Genomic DNA, 12597 nt, shown 5'->3' with positions numbered 1-12597 from the left:
GGTTACTTACTCTCACGCTTAATCGTCAACGGGAACACCTGATCGGCGCCATACTGCGCCGTACAGCTGGCAATGCCATCACCGGCTTTGCACACCAGCTCCGGCATGCGATAGCGTGATTTATCGCTGCAGCTGGCAGTATAGCGGCTGCGCACTACCATGGTGCCGGCGCTGGTCATGGCGGCGGTGACATCGGCTTTACAGCGAATATTGTCGCCCTGGGTAATCACTGCGCTGCCTTTACCGTTGCGGATCTGATAGCGCAGACTCGGCGGCTTGCCGGTCGGCAGATTGGTCTGACGCAGCGTCACGCGCCAGGTACCATTGATAAATTTCACCGAGCCGAGGCGCGCGTCATCGGTCGTCATCACCAGATCGTCCGCTTTGGCCGGTTCGGTATGTTCAGCTACGACCTCCGGCGGTGCCGGTGGGGCAGCCGGTGCCGGCGCAGGCGTCACCGTCGCACTGCTGTGCGGCAGCGTGGCGGCCAGCGTCTGTGCTTTCGCCAGCATCGCCGGGGCAAGCACGGGCGCGGCGCTGACCACAGGCGCGGTTTCGGTTTCTGCCGGCTGGACCGGCGCGTCGTGTAACCAGAAGGCCACGCCCGCTGCGGCGGCAGCGGCCAGAGGCAGCACCAGCAGCAGCGGGCGCAGTGCGGATTTCTTCCGCGCGGGCGCGTCGGCGACAACGCTCAGCGGTGCGGGTGCGGGTGCGGCCTGTGGTTCGGGTTCCGCCAGCCGTTCCGGCTCGGGCTCCGCCACAACGGGGGCCGCAACCGGTTCAGGCGCGGCAGCCCTTTCTGGCTCCGGCGCGGGCACCACCAGCGGCGGCAGTTCTTCATCAAGGCTGTCGCGCAGGCAGGCCAGCGCATCATCACGCGTGCGCGCCTGCGGGTCGACAAAGCCCCAGAAGGTGATCACCGGCTTGCCATCCACCAGATAGACGTATTGCTGATCGGGAAACTGCAGCGTCTTTGCCAGCAGCGCCCCAAACAGGCGCATCGCCGGATTGTCGGCATCCCGGGCGCGCAGGCTGAGCGCCTGCAAATCCTGCTGATTAAGGGTGAGCTGATCCAGCGCCTGACGCTTTTCGCGATCGCTGGCCGCCAGCCAGGATTTCACTTTGCCGCTGAATGGCGCGTACCAGTCAAGGCGGTCACCGCGCTCGTTGGCCTGCGGGATCGCGAGGCAGTTGGCCAGTGTCGTCTGGCGGCGCAAACGTAATGTTTCGCGAATTTGCAGGGCAGAAGCCCAGACCGGCTGGCCGTTCTCCCCCAGAGCCAGTAACGCGTCGAGATTGCCGCTGCGCAGAAAAGTTTTTGCCACTCGTTGGGCCCTTATCGGTGGTTATCTGAAGCCAAACATCGGGTGTGATGGGCGATGGTAGTGATCTTAAGCCAAATGCGCCGCAATCAAACGGGGGAAAAAAGGGGGAAAACAGGGCGTTATTCCCCCCACGGTACGCGGGGTGGTGAAATGTTAACCGTTCCGGCGCGGGCTGAGCAGCAAATGGGTGAGGACGCCCCCGATCAGGCCCCAGAACGCCGAGCCGACGCCGAGCAGGGAGATGCCGCTGGCGGTGATCAGAAATGCCACGATGGCGCTGTCGCGCTGGGCCGGTTCCGCCAGCGCGCGCTGCAGGCTGCCTGCCAGCGTGGCCAGCAGTGCCAGACCGGCCAGCGTGGCGATCAGCACCGGCGGCAATGCGCTGAGCATCACGGCGATCAGCGCGCCGGTAAAGCCGGTCAGCAGATAGAACACGCCCGCCAGCGCGGAAGCCACCCAGCGGCGCGCCGGGTCCGGATCGACATCATCGCCCATGCAGATCGCGGCGGTGATCGCCGCAATACACACCGAAAAGCCACCGAACGGCGACAGCAGCAGGGCGATCAGGCCGGTCCAGCCGGTGAGCGCGGAGACCGGCGGCCGGTAGCCATGCGCCTGCAGCGTGGCAATACCGGGCGCATTCTGCGACGCCATGGTCACCAGGAAGTAGGGCAAGCCGACGCCAATCAGCGCGGCAGGATTAAAGTGCGGCATGATAAATTCCGGCACGCTCAGCGTTAGCGCATGAGGCGGAAAGTGAATGGCGCGCTGACCCAGCGCCACCAGTACGCCTGTCACCAGCGCCAGCAGAATGGCATAACGCGGCAGCCAGCGGCGGCCCAGCAGCCACACCAGACACATGCTGCCGCACAGGGCAAAATGATCCTGTAAGCCGCTGAAGGTGCAGATGCCAAAACGTAGCAGAATCCCCGCCAGCATCGCGGCCGCCAGCGACTGGGGAATGTGGTTCATCAGCCGGGCGAACAGGCCGGTCACGCCGCTCAGCACAATCAGCAGATTGGTCGCGACAAACACCCCGACCACTTCATTCAGCGTCAGGCCGTGCACGCTGGTGGCCAGCAGCGCGGCACCTGGCGTCGACCAGGCGGCGAGCACCGGCATCCGCGTCCACAGCGACAGGCCGAGTGACGCCAGTCCCATGCCCACGCCCAGCATTGACAGCCAGCCGCCAATCTGCGCCGGTGAGGCGCCTGCGGCCTGCGCCGCCTGGAAGATCAGCGCCGCGGTGCTGCTGTAGCCGACCAGCACGGCGATCAGGCCGGAAATCAGCATCGGAAAGGAAAAAGCCGGACGAACAGTCGCAGTGGTCATGGAATCACATCCTGTTGTGCGTTATAACGCACATTGTGGCACGCACGGTATGGCGCGCACAAGTGGTACACTGCGCGCCCGCTTTTCAGGAGAATTCATGGAAAATCTGCATCAACATCTCAGCCAGGCGCTGAAACAGCTGCGTCAGGCCAATGGCTGGAGCCTGACCCTGGCGGCGGCGCGCACCGGCGTGAGTAAAGCCATGCTCGGTCAGATTGAGCGCGGCGAGTCGAGTCCAACGATCGCCACGCTATGGAAAATCGCCACCGGCTTTAATGTGCCGTTCTCCTTTTTTGTGCAGAGCGGGGCGCAGCCGTCGGGCGACGTGGCGACCTTCAGCCAGCCCAATGCACAAATGCAGGTGAAGCCGCTGCTGCCGTATGACGCGCGTTTGCGCTTCGATCTGCTGGAAGTGACGCTGGCAGCGGGCGCGCAAAGCGATTCGTCAGCGCACGAAAGCGGGGTGATTGAGCAGGTGGTGGTGATGGAAGGTGAGCTGTTGCTGGGCATGGCGGGCAGCTGGCGTCGCCTGCAGGCCGGCGAGGCCAGCCAGTTCGCCGCCGATCAGCCGCACAGCTACCGCAATCCGCTGGCCAGCCCGTTGCGCTTTCATAGCCTGATACACTATTTGCAGCGCAGCTGAGCGGCGGGATGCACAATTACAAATTGATACGAAGGCAAACTACACAGTTTACCTTCGTATTTATATACTGCGGTCTCATCAGTAAAGGAGAAGGGCGATGAGCGAGCTGATTAGCGCCGCTGCCGCGTTACGCAGCATTAATGGCAAACTGATGCGCCGCCTGCGTGAATCGGCCCCGCCGGGCGATCTCACCTGGCCGCAGGTTTCCGTGCTGGGGTATCTGGTGCGCGACGGCGCAATGACGGTGACCGAGCTGGCCGCGCGCGAAGGGGTGCGCAGCCAGTCGATGAGTGCCACGGTCGCCAGCCTGCAGACGCTGGGGTTGGTACAGGGCGTGGCCGATGCGCAGGATGGCCGCAAAACCCGTTATCAGCCTACCGCTGCCTGCCTGCAGCTCATCGCCAGCAATCGCGCCCAGCGTGACGACTGGCTGCTGCACAGTATCAGCAGCCTGCTCAGCCCACAGGAGCAGCAAACGCTACTGGCCGCCATTCCCTTACTGCAACGACTCGCTGACCACTAATTTGAGAGGACTCACCATGGCTGTCACCACGTTAGATGCCCAAACCGCCCTGATTGTCATCGACCTGCAGCACGGCATCGTCCGCCTGCCGGTTACGCCGCGCCATCCGGATGAAGTGATTGCACGCGCCACGCAGCTGACGCAGGCGTTTCGCGCGAAACAGCTACCGGTGGTGCTGGTGAACGTGGCGGGCGGCGCGCCGGGCCGCAATCAGCAGCCGCGCCACGATGCTGCTCTGCCGGCAGACTGGGCGGTGCTGGTGCCGGAAATGACACCGCAGCCGGGCGATATCAGCGTAACGAAAAAAACCTGGGGCGCGTTCCACAATACCGATCTGCACCAGCAACTGCAGCAGCGTGGCGTGACGCAGGTGGTGGTGTGCGGGATTGCCACCAGTATCGGCGTGGAATCCACGGCGCGTCAGGCGTACGAGCTGGGCTACAACGTCACGCTGGCGACTGATGCGATGAGCTGCCTGAACGCTGAAACCCACCACAACAGCATTGAGCGCATCTTCCCGCGCCTCGGCGAAACCGGCACCACTGACGAAATCCTCGCGCTGCTGAACTGATCTTTTCCCTTCAGGGCTGGTGCTGCCGGCCCTTATCTTTGCGGCTCCCTGAAGGCTGTCTGGCGATGCTGGATGTTAGGCTGGCGATGAATAGTTAATTTAATAAAAAATCAGCCCAAAATGTGAGCTTTAAAGTTGCACAGTAACCATTTTTATCAGGCTCATTACCACAAAAACCGCATATAAAAGTAATGAAAATATTGACAGGTAATAATAAGTGTCAAGCCACTTTGTTACGTTTACATCGATAGCATTAAGAAAGGTAGAAATAGCCGCCTGCTCTTTGGGTTGAAAAATAATTTTCTGGCCTTTTTTAAGCCTGGAGAAGAAGTAAGACATGCCAAAAGAGCCAAAAAAACCCATGGAGCCGTAGAATCTATACAGTGGTGGTAATTCGAATGCGCTGTCGAGATATTGCGATAACAAAGTGTTATATTTGCGTTTGTTAATTAAATAAATAATAAACTGTAGCGTAGTTATAAAGAAAGGGATGATCGCACATCCGAGAGCAACATAAGAAAGAGTCGTGTTCATGCTATTTCAACCATAGATCCATAAGATAATCACTTGCTGAGCTGGCAGCAGACCCTGCCACCAATGAACCTACAGCGGCGCAAGCAACCCCTCCGGCTCCTGCAGTGGCTATGCCTACAGCAAAACAAATACCGATACCAGCAGATGCACCCAGCGTCCCTCCAGTCATACCAGCAAATGTACCGCTGGCGAATTTACTATATTCTTTGAAGGCAGTTTTGCCACATTCACTCTCGCGTCCGCTGGTGCACGCGTTAACTACCTCATTAGTGGTGTTTGCAAATGAGAAACCGATACCAATAAAACCGCCCATCCTGAGAAAACGAGCCGCCCTGGCCGCATTCCCTACGTAATATGAATAGCCTGGAATTCCACCCATCCCAACGGTAGACCACTCATGCACAATAGATCTACTGGACAGGTTAAGCGCGCGTTTCATATTCTCGTATTGCTGAAACTTAACTGAATATCGAGCAAGATTACTAAGCACAGGTTTGTTGACCAGTTCTTTCAGCTGGTTCAACAACTGATTTCGCTCAATAAAAAATTGCTGGCTTATCAGTGTTCCCTGAGTGCGAAACTGGTTTTGATAACTTGCTTCGATTTTCTTAAGCGTCTGCTCAATGGCATTGAAGTATTTTTCACCAGCATCACCGACGGTTCCGAAAACCTTATCTCCAGCACTGGTTAGCGCAGCAATTATGCCGTAGTGTTTCTGCATAAAACCGGCCTCGTCAACGCTGACTCCGACCAGGGCGTTATTAGTGCGGGACTTTGCCTGTTTTAATGCTGTAAGTGCCTGCATGGTTAGAGGGGCCGGCGTCTCTGGGTCAGCAACAATCAGTATCTGTCCCGGCCTTAACCAGGGCGTGTCAGCGTTCAACTGCATAAACATGGTAACTGCTGGAGCACGGGTGTCGCGAAACAATTCTCTGGCCTGGTACTCCAGTGATCCAGCGCGTTCGACAACACAATATCCCGGGGCGATGTTACGTGTCATGAATCCTTTCTCCCTTACCTGACTAACATCCTGCACGCCTGACTGCAGCAAACAATATAAGTAATTCTATTGCGCGGCGCAAAATGTGTTGGCTAACAAATGTGGTGTGAGCGCTCAGATGCGTAAATGCGAAACCGGCACCACTGACGAAATTCTCGCGCTGCTGAACTGATCTTTTCCCTCCAGGGCTGGTGCTGCCGGCCCTTATCTTTGCTGCTCGCTGCCGCGGGTTATTCTGCTGCGCCTCGCTTTCCCTGCCGCCGTTGAGAGTTGGTTGTAACAGCGCTGGTTACTGTCACAGTATGCACAGCAACACGATAACCAATATTTAGCCTGACTTTACGTTTTTATTAACACCAGTGAGCAGCAGGATCGGGCAGAGCAGTACAGCGCTATTCTGCTGCAGGGAGGTAGGGATGCTAAAAAAATCAAACGTGCTTTATCTCATCGCCAGCCTGTTTTTTCTGGGCACCGGTATTACCTTAGGTCTGGTGCTGTCACCGTTAATTACCGCGGAAGTGAATGCCACGCAAAAGGAGGTTGATCTGGCGAAACAGCAGGCGCTATATAGCGGCGAGTTTGATCGCCATCAGCCGGGCAGTGATGCGCTTTACTGGGCCAGCGGTAAAGTCTATCTCAATGAAAATGTCATCGCCTTTGAGGGGGAAATTGCCCCCGGGGCACACTATAAAATTTACCTCACCAAAACTCAGGCGTTTGATCAGCACTCATTTCTGCAAATAAAACATCAGTCGGCGTTAATTGGCGATTTAAATAATTTTGGTGATTTTATTAAATCGCTGCCGGAAGGCATCGATCCGCAGGAATATTGTGCCGTGCAAATCTGGAGTGAGCAATTTTCGAAATTTGTCGGCTCAGCGCGTTATCGCACCTGAATAAGGCACCGACGTGCGCCGGTGCCCGCATGAGATTACTGGAAAGCGTAATTTAGCGTCAGGCCGACGCTGTAATTACGCCCCGGTGCGGGTTCGTAATACCGGCCATTGCTCTCATTAACGATGACCGAGCCGATATAGTGGCGATCGAGCAGATTATCCACGCGGCCAAACAGATCCAGCGTCCAGTTCTGCACCAGCCATTTATAGCCGCTGTTCAGTCCCACCACCGTATACGCCGGCGCTTTGACATCATTCTGGTCGTTGGCCACAATGTCGCTCAGGTAGCGCAGGTCGCCGCCGGCATACCAGCCTTGCTCCGGCGCGTAAGCCAGTCCGGCGTAGGCCATATTGCGTGCAATACCGGGGATGCGCTTGCCGTCACAGCTGTCGCTGCCGCAGGCGTTACTGCGGTAGCGCGCGTCGAGCAGCGTCCACGCGGCTTTCAGGTGCCAGTCATAGCCAAACTGCTGATCGAGCCCGAGTTCCAGGCCACGGCGGCGCGTCTCACCGGCGTTTTTGTAGCTGGTGCGGCCTTCGTAACTGCTGTCTGACACGATCTCGTTTTTGGTATCGGTCTGAAACAGCGCAGCGGTCAGCAGACCGTTGCCGAGGCGTTTTTTGCTGCCGAGCTCCACGGTATTGCTGGTGGCCGGCTGCAGGTTGAGATTGAGCCCGGCCTGATCCGCCGCGCGGTAGGAGAGTTCATTGAGCGTCGGCGTTTCAAAGCCGCGACCGGCGGAAACATAGGCGTTCCAGCCATCATCAATCGCGTATTTGAGCGAGGCCGCAGGCAGCCAGCGGTGATAGCGGCGATTGCCGCTGTCATCCGGATCGCTGGCGGTCACGTAATAGTCGTTAGCATCGAAATTGACCGTGCTGAAGCGCACGCCGGCGTCCAGCGACCAGCGATCGCTCAGCTGCCACGCGGTCTGCAGATAGGGATCGAGGTTCCACATCAGGTTGCGCTCGTTGCGGCGCAGATCACCCTGCACGCCGTAGTCGGTGGCGCCGTCACGGCGGGTGAAATTCTGATAGCCTTTGCGCTTCTCGCTCATGGTTTCATAGTCGAGGCCGCCGGTCAGGGTCACCGGCAGCGTCAACAGCGTCGCGCGGTGCGTCCAGCGCGTATCAATGCCCTGGTAGTGGCGCGCCAGTGAAATGACACCACCGGGATAGCCGGCTTTCAGCTGGGTCGCCAGCGGGATGGACTGATACTGGGTGGTTTCGCGCTCACCGGCATAGAGCATCACGCTGAGATCGTCGTTGTCGCTCATCTGGCGCTGGTAGTGCAGACCCGCCTGGGTCTGATCAACGGTTTTGCGCGCGTTGTACAGCGTGACGTTGCTGGCCACCTGGCGCGGATTATCATGCCACTGATCCGGCGTCAGGCCGCCCGGATCCTGCGCCTCGACGTGAACGCTGTTGAACAGCAGTGTCAGGGTGCTGACATCGTCAATGCGCACGCCCAGTCTGGCATTGCCGAGGTTCTTCTGCGCGACGCTGTGGTCGCGATAGCCGTGCGTGGTGAAGCGCGAAGCCGACACCGTATAGTTAACATCGCCGGCATGGCTGCCATCACCGGTGGCACCGCTCGCTTTCACGCTGTTGCGCCAGCTACCGTAGCTGCCGTACCAGCTGCTGGCTTCCAGCGTAGTCGGCTGCTGGCCGCGCTGGGTTTCCACATTGATCACGCCGCCCGATGCGTTGCCGTACAGCGCGGAAAACGGGCCGCGCAGCACTTCCACACGATCGATGGAACCGATATCGATATTCGAGGTTTGCCCCTGGCCATCCGGCATGCTGGCCGGAATGCCGTCGACGTACATTCTGATGCCACGCACGCCGAAGGTGGAACGCGAGCCAAAGCCGCGCACCGAAATCTGCAGGTCCTGCGAATAATTTTGTCTGTTTTGAATTTGCAGACCGGGCACGCTGGTGAGTTTTTCAGACAGGTTAACGCGCGGTGCGGCGTGGCGCATATCGTCGCCGCTGACAACGCTGACCGCCGCCGGGGTATCCAGCTCGGAGAGTCCACTGGCCGCGGGCGCGGCGCTTACCACCAGGGTATTGCTGGCATTGTCCGCCGCCAATAGCGGCAGCGGCAGGAGTGCAGGCAGCATCAGCAACGGCGCCTGTCGCAAAAGAGCAATTTTCATTTTAATAACCGTAAAAGACGTGAAATGAACCAATCGGGACATTTATCGCGCGTATGTTAATCGTTTTAGCGCGGGTTTGAAAAGCGTTAATAGTAGGGCAGAACCCTGTTAAGTGTGGCGTGAAAAATGTCCTTTCACCGCACCTCTGGCCTGGCTGTTAGCCCCAATTTCTGTCAGTGTGATCGTTTTGCCTGCGGTAAGAAGAAGGAGAAAACATGAGTCAGCAACCTGTAGTGGCGGTACTGGGATTAGGCGCGATGGGACACGCATTTGCCGCCAATCTGTTGAAGAAGGGCTTTACCGTGCGCGGCTGGAACCGCACCCGTGCCAAAGGTGAAGATCTGGTGGCCGCAGGCCTGACGCTGAGCGACAGCGCCGCGCAGGCTGTGGAAGGCGCAGACGTGGTGATTGCCATGCTGGCGGACGGCGCTACCACGCGCGCCACGCTTAACCAGGTGCAGAACGCACTGCAGCAGGGGGCTACCGTGGCGCAGATGGGCACCATCGGTGTTGAAGCGACCGACGCGCTGATCGCCGGGCTGGCGGCCGCACGGCCGGACGTGGTGTTTATTGATGCGCCGGTCTCCGGTACCAAAGCGCCGGCTGAAAACGCGCAGATTCTGGTGATGGCCAGCGGCGACCGGCAGCGCGCCCAGGCGGCGGAGCAGGTGTTCGCCGCGATTGGTAAAGGGACGCAGTGGCTGGGGGCCGCCGGTGCCAGCTCGCGCATGAAGCTGGTGGTGAATAGCTGGCTGATTGGCCTGATGCAGAGTCTTGCCGAAAGCACCCGGCTGGCAGAGCAGTTGGGTTTCACTACCGACGATCTCTGGCAGGTGCTGGAAGGCGGTCCGCTGGCAGCGCCGTACGCCAAAATGAAACTCGGCATGATTGCCAGCGGCGACTTTACGCCGCAGATGCATCTGATCTGGGCGCTGAAGGATGCGCGGCTGGCGCTGGACGCGGCCGGCGACACCTCGCTGCCGGCGCTGGAAAACATCGTCGATGTCTGGCAGCAGGCGGTCGATGCCGGTTACGGCGAGCAGGATCTAGCGGCGGTTTATCAGTACCTGAAACGCTAAATGAGTCAGCGGCTCGACTTTGACTTCTCGCAGCGTCCGCTGGTGCCGTATGCGCATGATTACGCGCACGGCGATGCGGAGCCGTGGCACTATCACCACTGCGCGCAGCTGATCCATACCCTGAGCGGCGTGGTGAAAGTGGAAACGCAACACGGCAGCTGGATTGTGCCGCCCAGCCGCGGCGTGTGGCTGCCGGCCGGCACGCGTCATGCGCTGCACATCGTTGGCAGCGTGGCGGCGCGCACGCTGTTTGTCGATCCGCTGGCGCGCGCCGATCTGCCCGCCAGCTGTCAGGTGGTGCAGATATCGCCGCTGCTGCGGGAGCTGATTGTCAGCGCGCTCACGCTGCCGGAGCATTACGCGTCTGGCAGTCGCGCCGAGCGCATTTACGAGCTGATTCTCGATGAAATTCGCGTGATGGACGTGCTGCCGTTTGGCCTGCCACTGCCGCACAGCGACCGGTTGCTGGCGCTGTGCCAGCAGATTCAGCAGGTCCCGGGCGAGAGCTGGACGCTGGCGCGCGCGGCAGCGCAGCTGTGTGTGGCGGAACGGACGCTGGCGCGCCATTTCAGTCGCGAAACCGGTTTGCAGTTTAGCGACTGGCTGCGGCGTGCCCGGCTGAGCGTGGCGCTGACCCGGCTGGCACAGGGCGATACGGTGCTGGCCGTGGCGCTCGATCTCGGTTATGACAGCCCGAGCGCCTTCAGCGCCATGTTTCGCCGTGTGCTGGGCGTTACGCCAGCGAACTACTTTCCGGCGGCAGAAAAGCGCCCGCCGCGTTAAGCAATGCCTGCAGCGAGGCGCGCGTCACGTCATTATCAATACCCACGCCCCACGCACGCTCGCCACGCGGCGTGATGCAGCTGATATAGCACACCGAACGGCTGTCGCTGCGTTTGCCCAGCGTGTGTTCATGGTAATCCTCAATGGTTACGGCCAGATCGTAGCGCTGACGCAGCGCGGCCACCGCTGCTGACAGCAGTCCGTTGCCGCGCCCTTCCAGGGTCAGCTGCTGCGGACCCTGCTGCAGGCGCGCTTTAATCCGCGTCTCGCCCTGATCATCGCTATGGCTCTCCGACTGCAGCAGGCGACACCGCGGCTGTTGCAGGCCGTACTGCTGACAGAACAGCTGCCACAGCGCGTGGTGCGTCATCTCCTGGCCGTGAGCATCGGTCTGCTGCTGCACGCAGCGGCTGAAATCCTGTTGCAGGCCGCGCGGCAGTTGCAGACCGTGATTTTGTTCCAGCAGCCAGGCGGCACCGCCTTTACCGGACTGGCTGTTCACGCGGATCACTGCTTCATAGCTGCAGCCGATGTCCAGCGGATCGAGCGGCAGGTAGGGCATTTGCCATACCACTTCATTACGCGCGCTGCGTTCGGCAAAGCCTTTGCGAATGGCATCCTGATGCGAGCCGGAGAAGGCGGTAAACACCAGTTCGCCAGCGTAAGGATGGCGCGGATGGACCGGCAGCTGGTTACAGCGCGTCACCACTTCCAGCACCTCGCGCATATCGCTAAAGTCCAGCTCAGGCGTCACGCCCTGGGTATAGAGATTCAGAGCCAGCGTCACCAGATCGACGTTGCCGGTGCGCTCGCCGTTACCAAACAGACAGCCTTCAACGCGATCGGCGCCGGCCAGCAGCGCCAGCTCGGCGCAGGCGATGCCGGTGCCGCGATCGTTATGTGGATGGACGCTGATGGCCACCTGCGAGCGCTGGCTGAAGTGGCGACAGAAATACTCGATCTGGTCGGCATAGACGTTGGGCGTGTTGACTTCCACCGTGGCGGGCAGATTGATGATCATCGGCCGCTGCGGTCCCGGCTGCCAGATGGCGGCGACCGCTTCACAGATTTCCAGCGCAAATTCCGGCTCGGTAAAGCAGAAGGTTTCCGGCGAGTACTGAAAGGTCCAGTGTGTGGCGGGCTGCGCCGCACAGCGTGCGCGGATTTGCCGCGCGGCGGCGCAGGCCAGCTCGACGATCTCAGCTTTGCTCTGACGAAATACGCGCTCACGGAACAGCGGGGCGGTGGCGTTATACAGATGGACAATCGCCTGCGGCGCGTCACGCAGTGCTGCAAAGGTGCGATCGATTAAATCGCCGCGCGCCTGGGTTAATACCTGAATAGTGACGTCGTGAGGGATGTGCTGCTGTTCAATCAGCAGGCGCACAAAGTCAAAATCGGTTTGCGAGGCGGCGGGAAACGCCACTTCAATCTCTTTAAAGCCGCAGCGCAGCAGCAGTTGCCAGAATGCTAATTTGCGCGCGCTGTCCATCGGCGTAGCCAGCGCCTGATTGCCATCGCGCAAATCGGTTGAGAGCCAGCGTGGCGTGCGGGTGATCTGGCGTGACGGCCACTGGCGATCCGCCAGATTGATGACAGGCCACGGGCGATATTTTTCAGCAGGTTGAGTCAGCATGAGGGTCTCCTTGAGGTCTGCCTGTAGTCTGCAGTAACCTGCCGGACGCGGCTCACGCATAGCTGACAACCCGGCGTGCAAAACTGACAGCTGCCGCAGCGATACCCGTCAGTTAA

12 protein-coding genes are annotated in these 12597 nt (G+C 59.7%); 6 read left to right on the top strand and 6 right to left on the bottom strand.

The annotated features are described in order from the left end of the window. Positions 1 to 2 precede the first annotated feature (2 nt). Positions 3 to 1325: an SrfA family protein gene (locus AC6I8F_RS10390; protein ID WP_498028001.1), complete on the bottom strand. Its 1323-nt coding sequence runs from the start codon at positions 1323 to 1325 to the stop codon at positions 3 to 5. Between the two features lie 153 nt (positions 1326 to 1478). Continuing rightward, positions 1479 to 2657, bottom strand: coding sequence for a benzoate/H(+) symporter BenE family transporter (locus AC6I8F_RS10385; RefSeq protein ID WP_498028000.1), 1179 nt, complete (start codon positions 2655 to 2657; stop codon positions 1479 to 1481). A 97-nt stretch (positions 2658 to 2754) separates the two neighbouring features. Between AC6I8F_RS10385 and AC6I8F_RS10380 the strand changes: the two genes are divergently transcribed. The 3 genes from AC6I8F_RS10380 to AC6I8F_RS10370 all read left to right on the top strand — a co-directional run bounded on the left by AC6I8F_RS10380 (position 2755) and on the right by AC6I8F_RS10370 (position 4394). Beyond that, positions 2755 to 3300, top strand: coding sequence for a helix-turn-helix domain-containing protein (locus tag AC6I8F_RS10380; protein WP_159378206.1), 546 nt, complete (start codon positions 2755 to 2757; stop codon positions 3298 to 3300). A gap of 97 nt (positions 3301 to 3397) precedes the next feature. After that, positions 3398 to 3823 (top strand): MarR family winged helix-turn-helix transcriptional regulator, encoded by a 426-nt coding sequence (locus tag AC6I8F_RS10375; protein ID WP_021506146.1) that lies wholly within the window; start codon positions 3398 to 3400, stop codon positions 3821 to 3823. A 16-nt stretch (positions 3824 to 3839) separates the two neighbouring features. Beyond that, positions 3840 to 4394 carry an isochorismatase family protein gene (locus AC6I8F_RS10370; RefSeq protein ID WP_058758482.1) on the top strand — a complete coding sequence of 185 codons (555 nt, stop codon included), beginning with the start codon at positions 3840 to 3842 and terminating at the stop codon, positions 4392 to 4394. Positions 4395 to 4523: 129 nt separating this feature from the next. Here the strand turns inward: AC6I8F_RS10370 and AC6I8F_RS10365 are convergent, their stop codons facing one another. After that, a complete protein-coding gene (locus AC6I8F_RS10365) occupies positions 4524 to 4928 on the bottom strand; it encodes a hypothetical protein (protein WP_058769737.1) in 405 nt (134 codons plus the stop codon). A gap of 1 nt (position 4929) precedes the next feature. Next, positions 4930 to 5928 (bottom strand): hypothetical protein, encoded by a 999-nt coding sequence (locus tag AC6I8F_RS10360; RefSeq protein WP_494260082.1) that lies wholly within the window; start codon positions 5926 to 5928, stop codon positions 4930 to 4932. 416 nt (positions 5929 to 6344) lie between these two features. Here AC6I8F_RS10360 and AC6I8F_RS10355 point away from each other — a divergent pair, with 416 nt between their 5' ends. Then, positions 6345 to 6824: a DM13 domain-containing protein gene (locus tag AC6I8F_RS10355; protein ID WP_498027999.1), complete on the top strand. Its 480-nt coding sequence runs from the start codon at positions 6345 to 6347 to the stop codon at positions 6822 to 6824. Between the two features lie 35 nt (positions 6825 to 6859). Here AC6I8F_RS10355 and pqqU read toward each other — a convergent pair whose 3' ends face one another. Next, positions 6860 to 8983, bottom strand: a complete 2124-nt coding sequence (pqqU, locus tag AC6I8F_RS10350; protein ID WP_498027998.1) for a TonB-dependent receptor PqqU — start codon at positions 8981 to 8983, stop codon at positions 6860 to 6862. Positions 8984 to 9198: 215 nt separating this feature from the next. Between pqqU and AC6I8F_RS10345 the strand changes: the two genes are divergently transcribed. Together AC6I8F_RS10345 and AC6I8F_RS10340 are read left to right on the top strand one after the other, a co-directional pair. Further along, entirely contained in the window at positions 9199 to 10062 is an 864-nt protein-coding gene (locus AC6I8F_RS10345) for an NAD(P)-dependent oxidoreductase (protein ID WP_498027997.1), read from the top strand. Then, on the top strand, positions 10063 to 10845 hold the full coding sequence (locus tag AC6I8F_RS10340) for an AraC family transcriptional regulator (protein WP_498027996.1): 783 nt from the start codon (positions 10063 to 10065) through the stop codon (positions 10843 to 10845). It begins immediately after the preceding gene. Here the strand turns inward: AC6I8F_RS10340 and leuA are convergent. Continuing rightward, positions 10796 to 12481: a 2-isopropylmalate synthase gene (gene leuA / locus AC6I8F_RS10335; RefSeq protein WP_498027995.1), complete on the bottom strand. Its 1686-nt coding sequence runs from the start codon at positions 12479 to 12481 to the stop codon at positions 10796 to 10798. The genes AC6I8F_RS10340 and leuA overlap by 50 nt on opposite strands. Between the last annotated feature and the right edge of the window lie 116 nt (positions 12482 to 12597).

The organism is gamma proteobacterium symbiont of Axiagastus rosmarus (assembly GCF_059730925.1).
The sequence above is the reverse complement of the archived record's forward strand: the minus strand, read 5'-3'. Positions and strand labels throughout refer to the sequence as shown.

Coding starts and splice junctions, on each gene's coding strand:
- AC6I8F_RS10385 (WP_498028000.1), bottom strand. CDS start 2,657: ATGACCACTGCGACTGTTCGTCCGGCTTTTTCCTTTCCGATGCTGATT.
- AC6I8F_RS10355 (WP_498027999.1), top strand. CDS start 6,345: ATGCTAAAAAAATCAAACGTGCTTTATCTCATCGCCAGCCTGTTTTTT.
- pqqU (WP_498027998.1), bottom strand. CDS start 8,983: ATGAAAATTGCTCTTTTGCGACAGGCGCCGTTGCTGATGCTGCCTGCA.
- AC6I8F_RS10340 (WP_498027996.1), top strand. CDS start 10,063: ATGAGTCAGCGGCTCGACTTTGACTTCTCGCAGCGTCCGCTGGTGCCG.
- AC6I8F_RS10375 (WP_021506146.1), top strand. CDS start 3,398: ATGAGCGAGCTGATTAGCGCCGCTGCCGCGTTACGCAGCATTAATGGC.
- AC6I8F_RS10380 (WP_159378206.1), top strand. CDS start 2,755: ATGGAAAATCTGCATCAACATCTCAGCCAGGCGCTGAAACAGCTGCGT.
- AC6I8F_RS10365 (WP_058769737.1), bottom strand. CDS start 4,928: ATGAACACGACTCTTTCTTATGTTGCTCTCGGATGTGCGATCATCCCT.
- AC6I8F_RS10370 (WP_058758482.1), top strand. CDS start 3,840: ATGGCTGTCACCACGTTAGATGCCCAAACCGCCCTGATTGTCATCGAC.
- leuA (WP_498027995.1), bottom strand. CDS start 12,481: ATGCTGACTCAACCTGCTGAAAAATATCGCCCGTGGCCTGTCATCAAT.
- AC6I8F_RS10360 (WP_494260082.1), bottom strand. CDS start 5,928: ATGACACGTAACATCGCCCCGGGATATTGTGTTGTCGAACGCGCTGGA.
- AC6I8F_RS10345 (WP_498027997.1), top strand. CDS start 9,199: ATGAGTCAGCAACCTGTAGTGGCGGTACTGGGATTAGGCGCGATGGGA.